The organism is Luteolibacter sp. Y139, from assembly GCF_038066715.1.
GTDB lineage: Bacteria > Verrucomicrobiota > Verrucomicrobiia > Verrucomicrobiales > Akkermansiaceae > Haloferula > Haloferula soli.
In genome coordinates this window covers 41,104-62,253 of record NZ_JBBUKT010000010.1, presented here as the reverse complement: position 1 = coordinate 62,253, position 21,150 = coordinate 41,104, and the positions used below count along the sequence as shown (strand labels likewise).

General features: G+C 62.1%; 21 protein-coding genes. 17 read left to right on the top strand and 4 right to left on the bottom strand.

The window, feature by feature from the left end; translation table 11 throughout:
• Positions 1–87: 87 nt before the first annotated feature.
• The 4 genes from WKV53_RS21560 to bioB all read left to right on the top strand — a co-directional run bounded on the left by WKV53_RS21560 (position 88) and on the right by bioB (position 3,519).
• On the top strand, positions 88–1,230 hold the full coding sequence (locus WKV53_RS21560) for a MalY/PatB family protein (protein WP_341406881.1): 1,143 nt from the start codon (positions 88–90) through the stop codon (positions 1,228–1,230).
• Between the two features lie 29 nt (positions 1,231–1,259).
• Entirely contained in the window at positions 1,260–1,691 is a 432-nt protein-coding gene (locus WKV53_RS21555; protein ID WP_341406880.1) for a hypothetical protein, read from the top strand.
• 39 nt (positions 1,692–1,730) lie between these two features.
• A complete protein-coding gene (locus tag WKV53_RS21550) occupies positions 1,731–2,399 on the top strand; it encodes a hypothetical protein (RefSeq protein WP_341406879.1) in 669 nt (222 codons plus the stop codon).
• Between the two features lie 109 nt (positions 2,400–2,508).
• Positions 2,509–3,519 (top strand): biotin synthase BioB, encoded by a 1,011-nt coding sequence (bioB, locus tag WKV53_RS21545; RefSeq protein WP_341406878.1) that lies wholly within the window; start codon positions 2,509–2,511, stop codon positions 3,517–3,519.
• Between the two features lie 296 nt (positions 3,520–3,815).
• Here the strand turns inward: bioB and WKV53_RS21540 are convergent, their stop codons facing one another.
• Positions 3,816–5,240 (bottom strand): S8 family serine peptidase, encoded by a 1,425-nt coding sequence (locus WKV53_RS21540; RefSeq protein ID WP_341406877.1) that lies wholly within the window; start codon positions 5,238–5,240, stop codon positions 3,816–3,818.
• A 273-nt stretch (positions 5,241–5,513) separates the two neighbouring features.
• On the opposite strand from WKV53_RS21540, the gene WKV53_RS21535 reads away from it, so the two are divergent.
• Positions 5,514–7,163, top strand: a complete 1,650-nt coding sequence (locus WKV53_RS21535; RefSeq protein WP_341406876.1) for a ShlB/FhaC/HecB family hemolysin secretion/activation protein — start codon at positions 5,514–5,516, stop codon at positions 7,161–7,163.
• 694 nt (positions 7,164–7,857) lie between these two features.
• Positions 7,858–8,424 (top strand): hypothetical protein, encoded by a 567-nt coding sequence (locus WKV53_RS21530; protein WP_341406875.1) that lies wholly within the window; start codon positions 7,858–7,860, stop codon positions 8,422–8,424.
• On the opposite strand, the gene rpoN is transcribed toward WKV53_RS21530, so the two are convergent.
• Positions 8,414–9,817 (bottom strand): RNA polymerase factor sigma-54, encoded by a 1,404-nt coding sequence (gene rpoN, locus WKV53_RS21525; protein ID WP_341406874.1) that lies wholly within the window; start codon positions 9,815–9,817, stop codon positions 8,414–8,416. The genes WKV53_RS21530 and rpoN overlap by 11 nt on opposite strands.
• 185 nt (positions 9,818–10,002) lie before the next feature.
• Here rpoN and WKV53_RS21520 point away from each other — a divergent pair, with 185 nt between their 5' ends.
• The 7 genes from WKV53_RS21520 to WKV53_RS21490 all read left to right on the top strand — a co-directional run bounded on the left by WKV53_RS21520 (position 10,003) and on the right by WKV53_RS21490 (position 16,506).
• Positions 10,003–11,394 carry a UTP--glucose-1-phosphate uridylyltransferase gene (locus tag WKV53_RS21520; RefSeq protein ID WP_341406873.1) on the top strand — a complete coding sequence of 464 codons (1,392 nt, stop codon included), beginning with the start codon at positions 10,003–10,005 and terminating at the stop codon, positions 11,392–11,394.
• A 60-nt stretch (positions 11,395–11,454) separates the two neighbouring features.
• On the top strand, positions 11,455–12,075 hold the full coding sequence (locus WKV53_RS21515; protein WP_341406872.1) for an HAD family hydrolase: 621 nt from the start codon (positions 11,455–11,457) through the stop codon (positions 12,073–12,075).
• Positions 12,076–12,247: 172 nt separating this feature from the next.
• On the top strand, positions 12,248–13,702 hold the full coding sequence (gene guaB / locus WKV53_RS21510) for an IMP dehydrogenase (protein WP_341406871.1): 1,455 nt from the start codon (positions 12,248–12,250) through the stop codon (positions 13,700–13,702).
• A 30-nt stretch (positions 13,703–13,732) separates the two neighbouring features.
• The gene (locus WKV53_RS21505; protein ID WP_341406870.1) at positions 13,733–14,095 is read left to right on the top strand and encodes a hypothetical protein; all 363 of its coding nucleotides are present in this window, start codon (positions 13,733–13,735) and stop codon (positions 14,093–14,095) included.
• A 39-nt stretch (positions 14,096–14,134) separates the two neighbouring features.
• Complete coding sequence (guaA, locus tag WKV53_RS21500; protein ID WP_341406869.1) at positions 14,135–15,658, top strand: glutamine-hydrolyzing GMP synthase; 1,524 nt, start codon at positions 14,135–14,137, stop codon at positions 15,656–15,658.
• Positions 15,659–15,667: 9 nt separating this feature from the next.
• Entirely contained in the window at positions 15,668–15,985 is a 318-nt protein-coding gene (locus WKV53_RS21495) for a hypothetical protein (protein ID WP_341406868.1), read from the top strand.
• Entirely contained in the window at positions 15,922–16,506 is a 585-nt protein-coding gene (locus tag WKV53_RS21490; protein ID WP_341406867.1) for a GNAT family N-acetyltransferase, read from the top strand. Before WKV53_RS21495 ends, WKV53_RS21490 begins: the two co-directional genes overlap by 64 nt.
• A gap of 27 nt (positions 16,507–16,533) precedes the next feature.
• Here the strand turns inward: WKV53_RS21490 and WKV53_RS21485 are convergent, their stop codons facing one another.
• Positions 16,534–16,989, bottom strand: coding sequence for a DUF3806 domain-containing protein (locus tag WKV53_RS21485; RefSeq protein ID WP_341406866.1), 456 nt, complete (start codon positions 16,987–16,989; stop codon positions 16,534–16,536).
• A 650-nt stretch (positions 16,990–17,639) separates the two neighbouring features.
• On the opposite strand from WKV53_RS21485, the gene WKV53_RS21480 reads away from it, so the two are divergent.
• The 4 genes from WKV53_RS21480 to WKV53_RS21465 all read left to right on the top strand — a co-directional run bounded on the left by WKV53_RS21480 (position 17,640) and on the right by WKV53_RS21465 (position 19,693).
• A complete protein-coding gene (locus WKV53_RS21480; RefSeq protein WP_341406865.1) occupies positions 17,640–18,170 on the top strand; it encodes a macro domain-containing protein in 531 nt (176 codons plus the stop codon).
• Between the two features lie 30 nt (positions 18,171–18,200).
• A complete protein-coding gene (locus tag WKV53_RS21475) occupies positions 18,201–18,443 on the top strand; it encodes a type II toxin-antitoxin system Phd/YefM family antitoxin (RefSeq protein WP_341406864.1) in 243 nt (80 codons plus the stop codon).
• The gene (locus tag WKV53_RS21470) at positions 18,440–18,703 is read left to right on the top strand and encodes a Txe/YoeB family addiction module toxin (protein WP_341406863.1); all 264 of its coding nucleotides are present in this window, start codon (positions 18,440–18,442) and stop codon (positions 18,701–18,703) included. The genes WKV53_RS21475 and WKV53_RS21470 overlap by 4 nt, the downstream gene beginning before the upstream one ends.
• Before the next feature lie 78 nt (positions 18,704–18,781).
• Positions 18,782–19,693 (top strand): NAD(P)/FAD-dependent oxidoreductase, encoded by a 912-nt coding sequence (locus WKV53_RS21465; RefSeq protein WP_341406862.1) that lies wholly within the window; start codon positions 18,782–18,784, stop codon positions 19,691–19,693.
• Positions 19,694–19,725: 32 nt separating this feature from the next.
• Here WKV53_RS21465 and WKV53_RS21460 read toward each other — a convergent pair whose 3' ends face one another.
• Positions 19,726–21,009, bottom strand: coding sequence for an argininosuccinate synthase (locus WKV53_RS21460; RefSeq protein WP_341406861.1), 1,284 nt, complete (start codon positions 21,007–21,009; stop codon positions 19,726–19,728).
• Between the last annotated feature and the right edge of the window lie 141 nt (positions 21,010–21,150).

Below are 21,150 nucleotides of genomic sequence, written 5' to 3'. Positions count from 1 at the left end.
GACCGGAAGCTCCGGACGGGCCCAAAGTCCAACCACCCCACCGCACGGACCCTTGCCAACGCCCGAACCTGCATTAAAAACCCGCCCGTGACCTACGACTTCGACGTCCCCATCACCCGCCAAGGCACCGGCTGCATCAAGTTCGACCGCAAGCCCGAGCTCGACCCCTTCTGGGTCGCGGACATGGATTTCGCCTCCGCCCCCGAAATCATCGAAGCCCTCCACGCCCGCGTGAATCACGGCGTCTTCGGCTACGCCCAGGCCCACGCCGGCCTGAATGAAGCCATCGACCTTTACCTCGAAAACCAGCGCGGCGTCACCGTCCCCGGCGAGCAAGTCGTCCACCTCGGCGGCCTCGTCCCCGCCCTCTCCCTCGCCGGCCGCGCCTTCTGCCGCGAGGAAGGCCAGGCCCTCATGACCTGCACCCCGGTCTACCCGCCCTTCATCGGCGTCCACCACGACGGCCTCGCCAAGCTCATCACCGTCGACCACGTCCTCGTTAATGGCCGCTACGAATTCGATTGGGACGCCATGGAAGACGCCGTCACCCCGGAAACCAAGGTCTTCCTCCTCTGCAATCCCCAGAACCCCCTCGGCCGCGTCTTCACCCGCCAGGAAGTCGAGGAGCTCGCCCGCTTCTGCGTGAAGCACGATCTCGTCCTCGTCTCGGATGAAATCCACTGCGACCTCATCCTCGACGCGGAAAAGACCCCGCACTTCTCCGCCCTCCAGCTCCCCGATGACCTCCGCCAGCGGACCATCACCCTGCTCTCCCCCAGCAAGACCTGGAACATCGCCGGCCTCGGTTACGCCTTCGCCGTCATCCCCGACGATACCATCCGCCGCCGCTTCTCCGCCCAACGCGGCCACACCCTCTCGGAGATCAACGCCCTCTCCTACTACGCCGCCGAAGCCGCCTACCGCCACGGCGAGCCCTGGCGCCAGCAACTCCTCGCCTACCTCCGCGAAAACCGCGCCCTCCTCGACTCCTTCATCGCCGAGCGCATGCCCGCCCTGAAAGTCGTCCCCGGCGAAGCCACCTACCTCGCCTGGATCGACGCCCGCGGCATGAACGTCGACAACCCCGCCCAACACTTCGAAAAAAACGCCGGCCTCTTCCTCTCCGACGGCGCCTACTTCGGCTGGCCCGGCTGGATCCGCTTCAACTTCGGCACCACCCGCGCCCGCATGCTTGCCGGCTTGGAAAAAATGGCTCGTGCCATGGTCTGAGAAAACAGCTACAGGGTGATATCCAAGCCTTGCAGCACAGCCGGTATGGTCAGGCTTTCATAGCCGCTCTCGAAGCCATTTCTCCGGGGCTATCGAAAGATATTTCGCGTGCCTCACTCTTGGAAAAAGAGCAGGCACGGCAGCTCTTTTCGTTCCTGCTGGAAAGAGCCTGCCAGTGCCAACATATGGGAAACATCACCCTCGGCAGGCTAATGTTAAAGGAGGTTCCGGAGAATGTCCGGGTGGCTCACCTCGAGGAAACTGCCCATCGAGTGCTCGACTTGGAGGACGAGTGGGAGTTTAGGCAGCTCCTTTGGGTCTATGACGAACTCGGCAGGGGAGAAGCTTTTGACCGTTTGATTTTAAGGGGCTTGGCGAGCACGGATCCTGATTTAAGGGAAGCCGCTCAGGACTGGATGGAGCGACCTTTACAGCGGAATGAAATTCCGCTCTCCCAGTGAACCATTGCCACCCCGCCCCTGATCCCTACACTCGCCCCCATGCGCCACGTCCTGCTCGCCCTTTTCGCGCTCATTTCACTCGCCTCCGCCGAACACGTCATCGTCACCGGCGGCCCGGCCATGCGGAATTTTGAGAACCTCCGCGTGCCCCAAGACCAGCACGACCGCTTCTGGGGGAATTTCGTCCGCGCCTCCACCCTCCGCATGGCGGAAATCCGCACCGCCTACGGCAAGGACGCCTCCATCGTCTGGATGGTCTACCGCCCCGGCTACCAGGAGCGCGGCCAGGAAGACCACCAGCCCTACACCAGCTGGATCGCCGACCTCGCCAGCAAGCGCAATGTCTCCCTCGTCTGGATCGATGGCGGCCCGAGCCTGATCTCCTCGCTCAACAGCCGCCCGCGCGGCACCGTCCAGACCTTCGACTACTTCGGCCACTCGAACCGCTACTGCTTCATGCTCGATTACGGCAATCACATCATGGGCGCCTGCACCGCCTGGCTCCATGAACGTGACCTCGGCAAGATCCGCGGCGGCATCTTCGCCAAGGACGCCTACTGCAAGAGCTGGGGCTGCCACACCGGTGAAAGCATGGCCAAGGTCTGGAAAAGCGCCACCGGCGTGAAGATGGAAGGTGCCACCGGCAAGACCGACTACACCGTTATCAGCCAGGGCAAACTCCCCCTCGGCGAAGGCTGGGTCCGCTAACCACCGTTTCCCCACCCGCCACTCTTCTTACCTCTTTCTCTGCGTCCCTCCGCGATCTCCGCGTCTCTGCGGTAAATCCACCGGTCCGACCTCATCTGCTTCTTCACCCATGCTTCTCGCCGAACTCCAGCGCCTCCATTCCCTGCCCCTCTTCGAACTCCTCAAGCAGGCCCGCGCCGTGCATGAGGCGAATTGGGAAAACAATGAAGTCCAGCTCTGCACCCTGCTCTCCATCAAGACCGGCGGCTGCTCGGAAGACTGCTCCTACTGCGCCCAATCCGCCCGCTACAACTCCGGCGTCGAGATCGAGCGCCTCATGAGCAAGGACGCCATCATGGAGCGCGCCAAGGCCGCCCGCGAAACCGGCTCCACCCGCTTCTGCATGGGCGCCGCCTGGCGCGGCGTCCGCGGCGGCACCCAGCGCTTCGAGCAAGTGCTCGATATCGTCCGCGACGTCTCCACCCTCGGCATGGAAGTCTGCGTCACCCTCGGCGAACTCGGCCCGGAAGAAGCCAAGGCCCTCAAGGAAGCCGGCGTCACCGCCTACAATCACAACCTCGACACCTCGCGCGAGCACTACCCGAACATCGTCACCACCCACACCTACGACGATCGCCTGCGCACCATCCGCAATGCCCAGGACGCCGGCATGTCCGTCTGCTGCGGCGGCATCCTCGGCCTCGGCGAATCCACCGAGGACCGCCTGAAAATGCTCGAGGTTATCTCCGAGTTCAATCCGCAGCCCGAGAGCGTGCCGATCAATTCGCTGATGCCCATGCCCGGCACCCCGCTCGCCGACAGCCAATCGATCGACGCCTTCGATGTCGTCCGCATGATCGCCGTCACCCGCATCGCCGTGCCTAAGGCAAAGGTCCGCCTCTCCGCCGGCCGCACCCGCATGTCCGACGAAACCCAAGCCCTCTGCTACTTCGCTGGCGCGAATTCCATCTTCTACGGGGACAAGCTCCTGACCGCGAAGAACCCCGCCGTTGAAGCCGACCAAAAGCTCCTCGCCAAACTCGGCCTCGGCACCCAGGCCCCGAATCCCGCCATGGCCGCCCCCGCCGCCGAAGAAGACCGCCCCCTCAGCCCGGCTCCCGCCTGCTGCGGCTGCGACTGATCACAGGAGTGTCTTCCACTGGGAGCGCGGGATTCATCCCGCCTCCTCGTCCCAACGGGACGACTCATAAAAGCCCGGCACGAAGTGCCGGGTAAAGCGGCTGCCTGCTTTGTCTCCCAACGGGAGACCTCATGCTTCTCGGTGCCTTCTGATAGGAGTCCGCTGGGCTAACCAGGTGGGCCGTCTGCGCCTCACATGGAATCTACCTTGGATCCATAGGGCTCTTCCCCGCATAAGGCCCGACGTTAGGACAAAAAGAGCCGCCACTCACCGGACGCCTCCGCAAAAAACCACCCTCACGGCTGAGCCACCGGCGCCGCCACATCGATCCGCAGGAAAACCCTCGAGCCACCACTCGGCACCGAGAACGTCACCGGGATCAATCCACCCGCCGCTTCGCCTTGCGTCAGCGTGCCGGTCGCATCTTCCCAATCCTGCAGATTGCCGGAAACCCGCACCTTCCACGTCGATCCATCGATGAGGACATAAGGATCAGCCGGATTGAAAAGATCGCTGGAGATACTGAACGAAAGCTGCGCCTGACCCGAAACATTCACCACCGACATCGGCGTCGACAGCACTGCGGAGCTCGCGGGATTGCTGCCAAAGAAGCTCTCGAGAATATCGCTGACACCATCCAGATCCGAATCGCCTTCCGGATCCGGCAAGACCTGCACCAGCGCCTTCGGCGCCTCAAGCGCGTTCGGAGAAGACGGCTGCTCTGCCACTGCCGCGACCCCCGTGGTCGTCAGCGCCTTTTCCACTTGGGCCGGAGTGAGCGACGGATTCCGCGAAAGCTGGATCAGGGCGGCCGCTGCCGTCAGCGCCGATGCCGGGCTGGTGCCGTCAGCATAAGCGTAGTTCCCCGGTTGCGGATCCGTCCCATTCAGGGTGCGGACATTTTGGCCCGGCGCATACAGGTCCACTGCGGTCCCCGTATTCGTGCCGGTTCCACCGGTACCCACCCATGGCTTGTTGTCGGTGCCGGAAGCCCCCACGGAGATCACGCCCGCCTTGGTCCCGTAGGCAGAGGGAATGTAATTGGCCGCCTTGGCCTTCTGGTTACCTGCGGAAACCACCACCGTGATGCCCGCTTGAACCGCCTGATTCACCAGCGACTCCAGGGCCGCGCTCTTGGCAGGATCCGGAGAACTGTTGGCAATGCAAAGCACGCTCGGAAGACCCGGGTTCTCCTCATAATCATCCAGCACCCGGAAAATCGCATCCTGCAGCCTGCCCAGCGTGGTCGTGGCGTTCGTCCCTGGGTAGATATTGTAGTTCACCACGTGCACCGGCGTACCGACCGCCGCTCCCGTGCCTGGCCCCACAATCAGTGACAGCATCTGCGTGCCGTGCACCACCACGCTGGAGGTGGTCGGATCACCCGTCGCCCGCACCAGTTCGGAACGGAAGGACTTCAGGTTCTTGTTCGCCGTGAACCAGGAGCCGATCGGGCTCACCCCGGTATCGATAATGTAGAGCCGCACCGGCGTGGTCGTCTCCGGATAGACAAAAGACGCATTGGTGGCCGAGGCGGCCTTGTTCAAGCGCCCCAATGCCCAGCCGGCATCCGCCACCGCGCCGTTCGGAGAGATCGGAATGTCCCGCTCCGCCTGCGCACAGTCCGCCGTCGACGGCTCTGCCGACACCTGCGCGAGAGCCAAGATTGGCAGCAGGAATCGGAAGATGCCGCGGGAAATCCGGAGTGCGGTTTCGGTCACGGGGCGAGGTGTTAGGACGCGCGCGATTTATCTAACTTTTTCCCCATTTGTCCAGCCCTTGTCATGATTGACCTATCATGCTTGGAAGTCTTAAAAACCTTATAATTTCAAGGGTTTGGAAGCTTGTATTTCTAAAAATAAAGAAACCCAGAAGGTCTATTTTAAAAAGATTCGTATAACTCTTTCGCTTTGCCTTGATAGCTCGGAATTGCTAATCATCGGCCGTTGTTGGAAGTCGGCATGCTCCCCCTGCCGTCCCCTCCGCTGTCGGCCATGCGCTTCCTACTCGCCGTCTGCCTCGTCGCCACCGTCCGTGGGCAATCGCTGCCGGGCATCGACCCGCGCTTGCCCGAGGCCCAGGCCACCGAATCCCTGCCCGCCGTGCGCGCCTCCGCTGAGGCCACTCCCGGCGGCGAAATCCTGGTGAAGCGACTGGACAAGGTGGTGCTCGTCGCGCCCGGAGGAGGCGAAGAGGCAGACCTGGCAACCGGCCTCTCAGCCACGAAAGACCTCGAGGTCCCCTCACCCGCCAGGCTCGCCAAGCGCCTCAGCCGCTTCTCCGGCCAGCCGCTCGATGCCAGCCAGATGGCCTCCATCGCCGATGAGATCCTCATCCACTACGACCGCGAGGGTTTCCCCGTCGTGGCGCTGGAGGTCCCCGATCAGGATTTCTCCCAGGGCATCCTCCGCTTTACCTTGGAAATCGGCCGCTTCGGCGAAGTCGGCGTCTCCCGCCCGAAATACGGCACCCCGGAAAAACTCGCCAAAGGCCTGCGACTCCGCAGCGGCGAGCCCATCCGGCGCGGCGATATCGATGAGCAATTGGGCTGGTACGGCCGCACCGCCTTCCGCCACCCGCGGCTGTTCGTTTCGCCCGGCGTGGAGCCCGCCACCGCCGATCTCCTCATCGCCTTCGAGGAAACCCGCCCGTGGCGCGTCAATGTCGGCTACGAAAACAGCGGCCCCGATCTCCTCGGTCGTGATCGCTTCCTGATCGGTGCCGCTGGCTGGACACCTGGCGAGCAACTCATTGCTTGGCAAGCCGTTATCGGCGCACCCGCGTCCTCCCTGCTGGCCAATGCCCTTCACTGGGAGATCCCCTTCCACGCCAGCCACCAGATCCTACAGCTCGATGCCGCCTACGCCGAAGTCGCCTCCCGCTACTCCACCGGCGGCATCCCGGTGGAAAGCGAAGGCTCGTCATGGTCGCTGGCCGCCCAGCAGAAGATCTCGCTGCCATCATGGGGAGGCTGGCAGCAAAAATTCGGTGCCGGCTTCGAACTGAAAGGCACCGACCAATTCCTCCTCTTCGGCGGCAGCAGCGTCTCGCCCGGCGAGGTCGTCTTCTTCCACGGCAAGCTCAGCCACGAGCTCAGCGGCCATTGGGAAGACGCCTCCGCCTCCTTCGAATCCAGCCTCATCGCCTCCCCCGGTGGTGTCAGCGGCAACAATGACGACGCCGATTTCCACACCTACGATCCCGAGGCCAACTCGAACTACCTCATCGGCCGCCTCAGCGGCGACGGCTGGTGGAGCCCCGGCAAGGACTGGCAGCTTCACCTCCGCGGCACCGCCCAGGTCGCCGACTCCCGCCTCCTGCCCGCCGAGCAATTCGCCGTCGGCGGCTACCAGACCGTCCGCGGCGTTGGGGAGCGCGAATACTCCGCCGACTCCGGTCTCCAAACCTCCCTGGAACTCCAGTCGCCCCTGATCTCGACCGGCAAGATCGCCGCCTTCCGCGTCCTCGGCTTCTTCGACTACGCCGCCCTCGAAATGCGGGATGGCCCCTCCTCCTCCCTCTCCAGTGCCGGCTTCGGCCTGCGCATGAAAGTCGCCGATTCCGTCGATGTCCGCTTCGATCACGGCTGGCGGATCGACTTCGCCGAGCAGGCCAGCCACGTCGGGATCAATCTGACCTTCTGAGAACCCGAATCATCGGCTTCTAAAAATTTTACGGATTTTTTGGAAATCCGCTCAGGTCGATTGCGATTGGTTCAGTAATGACGAGCTTCCTCCACTTCCAAGTTTCCCTGACCGGACTGCAAGTTCCGGGGGGTGCTTGCCGGATGGCCGGGGAATTGGAAGCGAAGGAACTCGTGGCACCGCGCGGCAGCTTCGGCTCCCCGGTGCCGACCAATTTCCAAAAGTCGGTCCGCCTGTCGGGGGGAACGGTAGCCAACAAGGGCAGAGAAACGCTCGCGAATATTGCCGGGGGGCATGCTTCACGACGTTACAGCCTTGGCTCCGTCTGGCAGGTAACCGGTCGCCGGGGAATGACGCCAGCCCGTCGGGGGATGGGTTACGCGTCAGCCCCCAAGCTTTCATGGGTGTCGCCAACATCATCGTTGTAGTAGTGCTAATGATGCCGTGGTCGGGGGATCGCGGCTCGGAGAAAAAGAAAAGACCGGATTCACGCACAAGGTATCCGGTTCATCAGAAGGTTGGGACGAATCACTCGGGGGGAACCGGGGACCGTCCCGGCCTTTTGTGTTTCCCGGCATGAGCATCCGGCCCGTCGCCATCGGGGCTGCTCGCGGGGTCCGCCGCCGGGAATTGAATCGACACCGATTCACCCGCAGGGCTTCCTAACAACGCTCCTGCACCCGTCTCCCCCGGCATGGACCTGCTGTTGAAAATCCGCTGGCGCCCCGTCATCGGCGATCCCTCGCCCATGGGCTGGTTCACCGTCACCGCCTACGCGCTCGCCGCCGTTCTCGCTTGGCGAGTGTGGAGTCAAAACCGCGAACGGAATCGCGTCTGGTTCTTCGTCACGGTGCTGATGGCCTTCCTCTGCTTCAATAAGCAGCTCGACCTCCAATCGCTCGTTACCGACATCGGCCGCGAGATCTCCCGCTTCTTCGGAGAATACGAGAACCGCCGCGGCTTCCAGAAGTTCTTCATCATCGCCATCCTCGCGCTCGTGGCATTCTTCGGTCCGCTCTTCGCGTGGAAATACCGCGCCTTTGTTAGAGGCCACAAGCTCCTCAGCGCAGGCCTCGTGTTCCTGCTGACCTTCATCGTCATCCGCGCCATCTCATTCCATCACATGGACGTCTTCCTGAAGACCTCGCGCATCGGCGGGATCAAGATGAACTGGGTCCTCGAACTCACCGGCATCGGCCTCGTCGCCCTCGCCGCAGCTCGGGAGCTGATGGCAGGCGTTACGATCCGGCTCAGGAGGTGAACGATTTCCGCAAGTGCGAGGGCAAGATCCCGAGCTGCTCGCGATACTTCGCCACGGTCCGACGCGCCACCGGAATCCCCTGCTCCTTCAGTTGTTTCGCCAGTGCATCGTCGGACAGCGGCTTGCCGGGATCTTCCTTCCCGATCAGCGCCTGAATCGCCTCTCTAACACCCGCGTTCGAGACCTCGGTCCCATCCGCCGTCTGATAGCCGGCGGCGAAGAACGCGCGCATCTCCATCAGGCCATGGGGCGTGAGCACATACTTGCCCGCCACCGCGCGTGAAATGGTCGTCGCATGCAGGCTGATCTGGTCCGCGATCTCATTCATCGTCAGCGGCCGCAAGTGACGCGGCCCCTTCTCAAGGAACGCCGGCTGATGCTCGATCAACTTCTCCGCGATCGAAAGGATCGTCTCCTGCCGCAGCGATAGCGAACGGATCAGCGTGCGCCCTTCACGGATTTGCTCCCGCAGGAAATGCCGCGCCTTCCGGTCATTGGAAGACTTCCCGAGCATGTCCTTGTAGAAGTCGCTGATGCGAAGCTTCGGCATGTACTCGTTGGTGAGACGCGCACGGAAGCCTTCGTCGGTCTTCTCAATGACCACATCCGGCTGGATGTAGGGATTGCCCGTCGGATCAAAATCACCACCAGGATTCGGTGTCAGGCGTCCAATCCGCGAAGCTGCTTCCGAGATGCGCTCAACGCTCGTTCCAAGCGTCCTCGCAATCTGCGGGTAGCGCTTTCTCGCGAGTTCCTCGAGGTGATCGCGGACGATCTTGTATTCGAGACTGTTCCCCTCGCCATTGCGCTCCAGCTGGAGCAATAACGACTCTTGGATCCCCGCCGCACCGATGCCCGGCGGATCGAAGCTCTGCAAAAGCTTCAGCGCCGCATCCATGCTCTTCTTCGGAATGCCCAGCCGCTGCGCCAGTTCTCCCGCAGGCAGATCAAGGAAGCCCCGCGGATCGAGGTTGCCGATCAAATGCCGCGCCGCCTGGCGGACATCGGGTTCCACCAGCGAAAGATCAAGCTGATGGGAAAGGTGCTGCTGCAGCGTCTCCGGCGCCACGATCGAGTTGTAGAGATGCTCGCGGCGTTCCTCGTCATCCGCGCTCCACGGATTCGAGCGGCGCTCCATGATCTCGAGGTCGCGCCAGTCATCGTCAGTCTCATTGAGACTCGCCAGCGAGTCCGCCTCCTCGGGATCCGGCGAATTCTCATCCAGCGAAATGGACTCCGTGATGTCCTCTAACACCGGATTGATCTCCAGCGCCTGCTGCACGAGCTGCTGGAGCTCCATCGAGTTCGCCTGGAGGATTTCCAAGCTGCGCCGCATCTGGGGAGCCAGCGATTGCTGCAGTCCCTGAGATTGATGGAGCGAGGCATCGGCCATGGTTCAAATTCCACAGTTTGCTGCGGACAGACCGATGAAAACCTACGATCAGGAATAGTCTAGCAGATTTCGTGCCAGCGGAAAAATATATTTTTCTTGCGACCTCGGCAGTTGTGTGGGAGGGCGGGGCGCGGTCGGCGCGAATGCGGGAATTTCCCCGCACCAGACGTCACCTCCCACCCCAAATGAATCGAGGAGATTTTTCAGCTTTTGAGAGCAAGATGCGCGCCGCAGGCGTGATGGAAGCGGCAATTGGTGCATTTCGCCACAACTACGAAGCACTTTGCCGCGACGAAACCGGTCTCATCCCCGAATCCGAGATCAAGCCCGCCCAAGGCCTCGCCGTCTTCGAACCCGGCAATGGCGAATGGGATCCCACCCTCCTCGCCCAGACCGTGGTCATCAAGCTGAACGGCGGCCTCGGCACCAGCATGGGCCTGCAAAAGGTGAAGAGCGTCCTCGAAGTCCGGCCCGGCGTGAACTTCCTCGATCTCATCGTCCGCCAGGTCATGGCCCTCCGCGAGGCCAGCGGCTCCAAGGTCCGCCTGCTCCTGATGAACAGCTTCTCCACCAGCGATGACACGCTGGAGTACCTGAAGAAGCACGCCGCCGGTGGCTTCGCCGAAGCCTCCGAGGTCGAGCTGATGCAAAATCAGGTGCCGAAGATCGACGAGGCCACCCTCGCCCCCGCCGAGTGGCCCGCGAATCCCTCCCTCGAATGGTGCCCCCCCGGCCACGGCGACCTCTACCCCGCCCTCGTTGGCAGCGGCTGGCTGGATCGCCTGCTGGCGGACGGCGTGAAATACGCCTTCGTCTCGAACTCCGACAACCTTGGCGCAGTCCTCGAACCCGGCCTGCTGAAGCATTTCGCCGACTCCGGCGCGCCCTTCCTCATGGAAGTCACCCGCCGCACCCCCGCCGACCGCAAGGGCGGCCACCTCGCCGTCCGCGCCGACAATGGCCGCCTGCTCCTCCGCGAGGTCGCCCAGTGCCCGGACTCCGATCTCGATGCCTTCCAGGACATCGATACCCACCAGTATTTCAACACGAACTCGATCTGGCTCCGCCTCGACCTCCTCAAGGAAGAGCTCGCCAAGGGCGGCGGTGTCCTCCCGCTGCCCATGATCAAGAACCGCAAAACCATCGACCCGCGCGACAAGAATTCCACCCCGGTCATCCAGCTCGAAGTCGCCATGGGCGCCGCCATCGAGTGCTTCGAGGGTGCCCAGGCGATCGAGGTCCCCCGCTCCCGCTTCGCCCCGGTCAAATCGACCGCCGACCTCTTCGCCCTGCGCTCCAGCGCCTACTCGATCAGCGATGATGGCCGGGTGGCGCTCGTCCCCGCCCGCAATGGCCAGCCGCCGGTCGTGAAGTTAGATGATTCCTATAAACTGGTGGATGCCATCGAACATCTCGGCACCCCCTGCCTCGCGGATTGTGAGGAAGTGAGCATTTCCGGCCACTTAGCCTTTGAAAATGGGGTGGTTCTGCGCGGAAAAGTCGCGTTTTCAGCCCCTTCCGGCGACGGGAAGGTTGTTAGATCGGGAACCTACACCGACGGGGAATTTCCTCTGTGAAGGACATTTTCAATTTGCCTACTTGCCATTATGTGCCGGGCTGATACCCGGACGGCGCGCATGGCGACCATTGGTGAGATCGAACTGTCGGCGGAGGGCTTTGATGCGGTGATTTTCGACTGCGACGGGACTCTGGTGCACTCAATGCCCTACCATTTTGAAGCCTGGTGCGAAGCACTGGCGCTCCACGGTGCGGGCGGCATTTTCAAGGAAGACGTGTTCTACGCGATGGGCGGCCGCCCAACGAAGGACATCGTCGTCGAAATCAACGACGAATACGGCCTGAAGCTCGATCCCGAGCGCGTCGCCTTCTCCAAGCGCGAAGCCTTCCTCAAGAAGCTCGATAAGCTGGAACTCATCGACGAGGTCGCCGCCTTCGCGGAAAGCCTCCGCGGCAAGGTCCCGATGGCCATCGCCACCGGCGGCACCCGCATGGTGATCGAAAAGACCCTCCAGGCCGTGGGCGTCTCCGACCTCTTCGAGGACGTGGTCACCGCCGACGACGTGAAAATCGGCAAACCCGCCCCGGACATCTTCCTCCGTGCCGCCCAACTCCTCGGCGTGAAGCCGGAGAAGTGCCTGGTGCTCGAAGACGCCCCCGCTGGCGTCATGGCCGGCCAACTCGCCGGAATGACCGTCATCTCCATCCCCGCGCCACTGAACTACGTGGTGAAGAAGTAAGCCCCGCGCCTCCTTCTCAAATTTCCCAACCCCGCCCCGGTTTACCGCGGCGGGGTTTTTCGTGGACACATCCCGCTGGTCCCCAATCCCCTGCGCAAACTCACCCACTCAAAGTTCGTCCTTCCGCAAGATTCGCTCTTGATACCGGGGGGGCTCCTCTTTTGACTCCGCCATGGCGGATATTTCCCTCGGATTGTCTTTCGACGACGTGCTTCTCGTTCCTGCGTTGAGCGAGATTCTCCCTACGGAATCGGACATTTCCACGTTTGTGACAGCCGACATCCGGCTGAACATCCCGGTCGTTTCGGCCGCGATGGATACGGTCTCGGAGACGGAATTGGCAGTGGCCCTGGCCCGCGAGGGCGGCATGGGCGTGATTCACCGCGCGTGCTCGATCGCCGAGCAGGCCTCGATGGTTTCCCGCGTGAAGCGCTCGGAAAACGCGGTCATCCAGAAGCCGCTCACCGTTCGCAAGGAGCAGACCATCGATGAAATCCGCGCCATCATGGCCGAGCATGGCTTCTCCGGCTTCCCGGTCATCGACGCCGACGGCCGCCTCGAAGGCATGGTCACCGGCCGCGATGTCCGCTACCTCGACCGCCACGACGCGAAGGTCGAGGACGTGATGACCAAGCGCGACAAGCTGGTCACCGCCCCCGCCAATACCGAGCTCGAGGAAGCCCGCCGCATTCTCTATCAGAACCGCATCGAGAAGCTCCCGCTCGTCGATGCCGATGGCAAACTCGTCGGCCTCATCACCGGCTCCGACATCGAGAAGCGCATCACCTTCACCAGCGCGGCCAAGGACCAATCCGGCCGTCTCCGCTGCGGTGCCGCCGTGGGCGTCGGTCCGGACTGCGTAGAACGCGGCCAGGCGATGATCGATGCGGGTGCCGATGCGCTCTTCATCGACGCTGCTACCGGTCACACCTCGCGCGTGATGGAAGTCATCTCGAAGCTCCGCTCGCTTTCCGACCGCCCGGTCGTCGCCGGCAACGTGGTCACCGAACAAGGCGCCAAGGACCTCGTCGCCGCCGGTGCCAGCGCACTGAAGGTCGGCGTCGGCCCCGGCTCCATCTGCACCACCCGCGTCATCGCCGGTGTCGGCATGCCGCAGTTCACCGCGATCCAGAATGTCTCCCGTTACTGCCGCGAGGTTGGCGTGAAGGTCATCGCCGACGGTGGCATCCGCTACTCGGGCGATGTCGTCAAAGCCCTCGCCGCCGGTGCTGACCTCGTCATGCTCGGCTCCCTGCTCGCCGGCACCCGCGAAAGCCCCGGCCAGTCGGTCTATTTCCAAGGCCGCCGCTTCAAGACCTACCGCGGCATGGGTTCCCTCGGCGCGATGAACAAGGGCTCCAGCGACCGCTACGGCCAGAACAGCTCCGGCAAGCTCGTCGCCGAGGGCGTCGAAGGCCGCGTCCCCTACAAGGGCCCCCTTTCCGATGTCATCTTCCAGCTCATGGGCGGCCTCCGCTCCGGCATGGGCTACGTCGGTGCCAATAGCCTCGAGGAACTCCGCAAGCGCGCCACCTTCACCCGCATCACCGCGGGCGGCCTGCGCGAAAGCCACGTTCACGACATCGTCATCACCGAGGAGCCGACGAACTATCAGCCGCTTGGCTGATAGTTCCCACACTCCCCGTCCTTGGGAACCATGCTCGAACTGTCCAAAGTCCTACTGATCTTCGTCGGCACCATCGTGGTGTTCCGGGTGATCCGTGGACTTTGGATGAAGGCCCAGGTCAAATCAGCCGTGCGGCGAGATCTTCTCCCGCCTCAGGCAACCGTGCTTGCTCTGACGGAGGAGCACTTTTTCCAGAGCTGCGGGTCGATCAGAAACGCCATCCGAACGAGCCTTTGCGACCGCAACTTTAGTGTGACCTATCGGAAGCCCGGCGGAACCGACCATAAGCTCGATATTATCGCAGTCTTCCATCCGGTAATCGGTATTCTGCGCGAGGTCGTGCTTAGTTCCGAACGATGGGAGCTTGTCATCGGTCCGCAGGGTGAAGCTTGATCCCCTGTCCATCTCCAGATTTCCTTTCCCTTTCCCTTCATGCACGACACCAATCACGTCGCAGTCCTCGATTTCGGCTCGCAGTATACCCAGCTCATCGTTCGTCGCGTTCGCGAGCTCGGCTACTTCGCGAAGCTTTACGCGCTTGAGGATTTCCCGGACATCGGCAAGCCCGGCGCCATCATCCTCTCCGGTGGCCCGAAGAGCACTTCCGAGGTGGATGCACCCGACCTCGACTTCGAAGCGTTGAAGGCCTTCGGCGTCCCGGTGCTCGGCGTCTGCTACGGAATGCAGCTGCTCAACATCAAGTTCGGCGGCACCGTGAAGGCCAGCAACCGCCGCGAATACGGCCCCGCCGCTCTGAAGCCCGATTCCTGCACCGGTCTCTACGAAGGCGTCTCGCCCGAGTCTCAGGTCTGGATGAGCCATTCCGACACGGTGGAGAAGCTCCCCGAGTGCTCCGTCGTCCTCGCCTCCAACCAGCACGGCACCCCCGTTTCCCTCAAGTGGGACGACCGCTTCTACGGCATCCAGTTCCACCCGGAAGTGACGCACAGCCACGAGGGCAATCGCATCCTCCACAACTTCCTTCTCACCGCCAGCAACCTCGAGCCCTTCCGCATCGATGACCTCAAGCGCGAGATCATCGACGGCATTCGCGCCGCGGTTGGCACCAAGCAAGTCGTCTGCGGTGTCTCCGGTGGCGTCGATAGTACGGTGCTCGCCGTACTTCTCCACGAAGCCGGAGTGAACGTCCGCGCCATCTACGTCGACCACGGCCTGATGCGGAAGAACGAGACCGAGGAAGTGCAGAACAACTTCCACCGCATGGGCGTGAAGATCGAGACCATCGATGCCTCCGAGCGCTTCCTCGGCGCACTCGTCGGCGTGGCCGATCCCGAAGCCAAGCGGAAGATCATCGGTGAACTCTTCATCGACACCTTCTGGGACGCCGTCGGCGATGCTGAAATGCTCGCCCAGGGTACGCTCTACCCGGACGTCATCGAAAGCGCCTCCAACGCCAAGTCGAAGGCCTCCAAGATCAAGACTCACCACAACCGCGTCGACCGCATCCTCGAGCTTCAAGCCCAGGGCAAGGTCCTCGAGCCGCTCGCCGAACTCTTCAAGGACGAGGTCCGCGCCCTCGGTGCCTCGCTCGGCATCGCGCACGATATCCTCTGGCGTCACCCCTTCCCCGGCCCCGGCCTCGCCGTCCGCTGCCCCGGCGACATCACCGAGGAAAAGCTCCACATCATCCGCGAGTGCGACGCCATCTTCATCGGCAAGCTCAAGGAGCACGGCTGGTATGAGAAAGTCTGGCAGGCCTACGCCGGCCTGATCCCGGTCAAGACCGTCGGAGTCAAGGGCGACGAGCGCTCCTACGAATGGTCCACCAATCTCCGCGCCGTCATCTCCGACGACGCCATGACCGCCGACTGGGTCGAACTACCCTCTCAAATCCTGCGCGAGACCAGCAACCGCATCCTCAACGAGGTGAAGGGCATCAATCGAGTACTCTACGACATCTCGACCAAGCCCCCGGCCAGCATCGAGTGGGAGTAATCCCCGGCCATGAAACCGAAGGTGACGATCACTGGCGTCCTGGGCATTTGGCTCTGCGTCAGCCTCGTCGCCGGGATGTGCCTCACCCAAGTTCCATGGGGCAAGCCCGACGGCTTCCACGGCACGGGATTTCCGTTTGCGCAGGTCTATTGGGATCTCCGCCCCGGGACTGGCCAGATGATCGACTACCCGAACCCTTTGGCGCCCGCACTTAACGTGGCAGCGGTTGCCGTCACCGGTGCCGCGGTGATTCTCGCCACTTGGTGGTCACTCACTTTATTCCAGAGATTCAGAAAGCGCCGGGCCTCCACTGGCACCTCAGAATGAAATCCTCCATTGTCTTGCGCCAGTGGATTGATGCTGATCTCGAGCCGTTCTCAGCGATGAACGCCGATCCAGAGGTCATGCGGTTCTTCGCGCATCGTCTGAGTGCCGACGAATCCCGGCAAGCCCTGCAGCGATTCCGCGACGGCATCGACCAGCGGGGATGGGGTCTATGGGCAATCGAAGTAGACGGAGAATTCGCGGGCTTTACGGGTCTGTCCGAGCCCAAGTTCTCAGCCCATTTCACCCCTTGTGTGGAAATCGGATGGCGTCTTCTCCAGAAATTCTGGGGCCAAGGCATTGCCTTCGCCGCAGCCCGGCAGGCGGAGGACTACGCTTTTTCGGCGCTGAAGCTAAAGCAACTGGTCTCCTTCACGACCGCATCGAATACAAGGTCGCGGAAGCTGATGGAGCGCCTGGGATTTTCTCATGACCCGGGCGATGACTTCGAGCATCCCTCCTTGGAGGCCGACCATCCCTTGATCCATCACGTTCTCTACAGGAAGAATGCCATCACCCAATGAGATCTTGGTAGAAGATGGCCTCTTCAATCAAGACTGCCGGTGTTTGGCCGCATTCGCCACATCCTCGGCCAACGCCGCGTGCAAGTTCTCCAGTATTGCCTCCAGGTTGACCTCATTGATGTCCTCTCCTTCTTCAACCCGCTTCACGATCATATCGCAGGGGAAAAGAAAGAGGCTCAGGTCCTGGTATTGTAAGGCATAGTCACTTCCGTCGTCATCGCGATAAATGACCCAGCGCATCCCAAGCTCACGCGCGAGCACGTGCCCGAAGACCATCCCGAACGACGTCAGCTCTGTCTCCACATCCTCCGTGTAAGGCCCCTCGCTCAGCATCGTGTGCAGCGTCGGAATATCCTCCCGCGTCCCCTTCAACCGCACCTTGGTTTTGAACTCCTTCTCAAGAATCTCGTTCACCCAAGCGGTGGCACCCTGAAGGGTCGCTTGCTCTTCGGCATTCGGAAGGCGTGTGGCAATCTTGGACATGAAGATGAAGCGTTGATCTTTCCCGGCGGAGGCTACCCCAGCTCAGGAAGCCTGAATGGATAGCCCGCCAGCGAGATATCGTGGAGGCGAGTGAGACGCAAGAGATCAGGACGCCTCGTTCATTTGGTGTCAAATTTCACCAATCGCACGAAGACTTCACGATCGTATCTTCGCACCCCGTGATAGGATCAGTGTCGATCTACCCGATGGTTGGCAACCTCCTTGCGATTCTCTGGCTTGCGCTTCCGCTTGCGACTTGGTTTTCGAAGCACCGTTTGCCGTGGGTTGAGGGCAGCACGGTTCGTTGGTTTGTCGGCTGCGTGGTCCTGAGCTCAGCGCTGTATCTGTGCGTGGTGGTGGCAGCCGAAATCGAGCTGCGGTGGGCGTGGGAGAAATATGACCTGGATGGAAACGGCGAATTATCCCCCAAAGAGATGACCCCGACTGCTCGAGAAGCCATGAGCCGCTGGTCGAGCGACACCGGACGGAACTTCGCTCTGATCGCAGCAATTCCGACGAGTCTCATTTGGTCTACCGTGAACCTTCTAGCTCTAGCCTTCCTCTCATGGCTTTGGTCGCGAATTGGCCGACGATCTTAGCCATGAAGACGAAGCATTGATCTTTCTCAGCGAAGGCGCAACCTTACGAAGATGGCTGAACGGATAATCTGCCAAGGTGATATCGTGGACACGGTGGCTGACGCCATCGTCTTTTCAACCAATGAGCACCTCTTCCTCTCCGGTGGCGCAGGTGCGAGCCTGTTGGGCAAGCACGGCAAGCCCTTGCAGGACGCCATGACCCGCGCCTTGGCAGCGAGCGGCTCAAAGATCGCCCACCGCGGCAGCGTCTTCGAGATCGAGCCAGCGGAAACCTGGGGCCGCATGTTCGCCGTCGTCGCCGCCAATGGCTTCTACGAAACCACCCGCGAAGACACCGTAGAAGCGATTCGCCTGGTGCTCCAGCGTTGCTCGGAAATCGACGGCTTGAAAACCGTCGCCATCACTGCCCTCGGCACCGGCTACGGCAATATGGAGATCGAGGACTTCGTCGCCCTCTTCTGTGGGATCGACATCCCACAGCCTTTGGAATCGATCGAACTCGTGATCCCCAGCGAGCTCTTCTTCCGCGAAGCATGTCTCACGAATGACCGCTTGGGGAATCCGGCCAAGATTGCCGGTTGATTTACGAGCGGAATCCCGTACGCTTCCACCATGAAGACGGTGACCGCCACCTCCGCTCGCACGGATCTCTACAATCTCATTGATGCGACCTTGTCGGACCATGAGCCGATCCAGATCACCGGCAAACGAGGCAATGCCGTGCTGGTGGGTGAGGACGATTGGCGTGCGATCCAAGAGACTTTGCATCTCGTGAGCATCCCGGGCATGCGCGAGTCGATCCTTCAGGGCATGAAGGAGCCCCTGTCGAAGTGCAGCAGCGAAATCGACCTGTGAGCTACGAACTCGCCTTCACCCGTCAGGCAAAGAAGGACGCAAAGAAGCTCAAGGGCACTCCGCTCGCCACCAAGGCAAAGGAGCTTCTGGAAGTCATCCGTCTCGATCCCTTCGCCAATCCCCCGCCGTTCGAAGCCTTGGTCGGCGACCTGAAGGGAGCCTATTCTCGGCGGATCAACATTCAGCACCGCTTGGTCTACGAGGTGTTGGAAGAAGAGAAAACCGTGAAGGTCCTGCGGCTTTGGACGCACTACGATTAAGGCTTTTGCCACGGCGGTTGATTTCCACCCCGCGCGAGTCACCATCGTAGCATCAGCGACTCCATCCACATCACCGGCATGGGCCTCGCGGGCTGCAGCCTCGCCTGGCAGCGGCATTTCCGCGGCGAGCCGTTCACCTGGGAAGACGACGATCGCCCCGGCGCAGCATCGAAGGTCGCCGCCGGCCTGATCAATCCCGTCACCGGCAAGAACTTCAGCCCGAGCTGGCGGATCGCGGAATTCCTGCCGGAAGCAGAGGCATTCTACGCGCGCGTCGGCGAGTTGTTAGGAAAGCAGCTCTGGTTTCCCCTCCCCGTCTGGCGATTGGTCGCGGAGGCCGAATGGACCAAGGTCGATTCCAAGCTCGAAGAAGCCGAGCCGTGGATCGACCGCATCGAGGAAGACGTCCCGGGATGGAGCCGCGCGATCATCCTCAAAGGCGGCGGCCGTGTCGCCACTCGCGAGTTCTGCGAAGGCACCCGAGCCTATTTCGCGGACCAGCGAAACACAGGATCAGGCACCCCAATTCTCTGCGAAGGCGCAGCCGGCTTGATGGCCGGACGCCTCGGACGACACCGCTGCGCCAAGGGCGAGATCCTCACCCTCCGCGCCCCATGGAAAAACGACCGCATGCTCATCGGCGGCGGCGGCTGGCTGGTGCCCACCGGCGGCGACACCTTCAAGGTAGGATCCACCTACGTCTGGGATCGGCTCGATGGTGAACCCACCCCTGAAGGTCGCGCACGAGTGGAAAAGATCGCCCGCCTGTTAGGCGGCGAGGATTTTGAAGTCGTCGCCCACGATGCGGGCGTGCGCCCCATCGTTAGAAAGAGCCAGCCAGTGATCGGCCCGCTGGAAGACGGCCGCATCGTCTTCAACGGCCTCGGATCCAAAGGCTCTCTTTACGCCCCCGGCGTGGCCCGCCGCTTGGCCGCTTGGCTGGCAAACGAAACGGACATCGAGCCTGAACTCGATGTCCGCTGCTTGTGAGTCGTTAAGCGTCGACGGAACGTCGACACCCCTTACTTCACCTGCCGCGCGCTCGCCTTCAGGCGCAGCGCATTCAGCGAGATGAAGCCAGTCGCGTCGTCCTGATTGTAGGCTTCTTCCTGGCCGCCTTCCATGGTGGCGACGGCTTCGGAGTAGAGGCTGTGCGGGCTCTTGCGGCCGGCGTTCATCACGTTGCCCTTGTAGAGCTTCACGCGCACTTCGCCGGAAACCGTCTGCTGCGTATGAGTGACCAGCGCCTGGATCGCCTCGCGTTCCGGAGCGAACCAGAAGCCATTATAGACGAGCTGCGCATACTTCGGAATCAGACCGTCGCGGATGAACATCGCCTCGCGGTCCACCGTCAGCGCTTCAAGGTCGCGGTGAGCGGCGAGCAAGATCGTGCCGCCCGGCGTTTCATAAACACCGCGGGACTTCATCCCGACGAAGCGGTTCTCCACGATGTCCACCCGGCCAACGCCATTGCGTCCGCCGAGCAGGTTCAGCACGCGCATCACGCCATACGGAGTGAGCAGTGCGTAGCCATCCTTCTGGCCGGTCACCTTCACATCGCCGAGTTCGGCAACGAGCGCATCGATGTTCTCGTGCTTGATGCCGATCGCGTTGCCCTTGTCGAAAAGGATCTCCACGTATTCCGGCGTGTCCGGCGCGTCTTCCGGAGCCACCGACAGCACATACATTTCGCGGTCGGCCGGAGTGGTCGCGTCATACCAAGGATCTTCCAGCATGCCGGCTTCGAAGGAAATGTGCAGGAGATTCCGGTCCATCGAATACGGCTTCTTCATCGAAGCCTTGATTGGGATGTTCTTCGCCTCGGCGAAAGCGATCATCTCCGCGCGGCCCGGGAATTGCGCGCGGAATGAAGCGTCGCGCCAAGGCGCGATGCACTTCACATTCGGCGCCAGCGAGGCGGCGGAAAGCTCGAAGCGGACCTGGTCATTGCCCTTGCCGGTGGCACCGTGCGCGATCGCGTCGGCGCCTTCCTTGAGGGCGATGTCCAGCATGCCCTTCGCGATGCACGGGCGGGCGATCGAGGTGCCGAGCAGGTAGCGGCCCTCGTAGATCGCGCCAGCCTGGATCATCGGGAAGATGTAATTGGCGGCGAAGTCCTCCTTCAGGTCGCCGATGTAGCACTTCGAGGCACCGGTGGTGAGCGCCTTCTGCTCCAGACCATCGAGCTCGTCGCCCTGACCCACGTCGGCGCAATAGGCGATGATTTCAGCGTTGTACTTCTCCTTGAGCCAGAGAAGCAGAACGGAGGTGTCGAGACCTCCCGAGTATGCGACGACGATTTTCATGGCGGCGGGAGGACAGCACGAGCCGCCTTGGCGGACAATGACGAATGACGATTTTTCAAATGACAAATGCGCCCCGGAAAGGCGGCCAGATCCCCGGCCCGTCCGGACGGCACCCTTCATCCGTCATTCTCCTCCCCATGG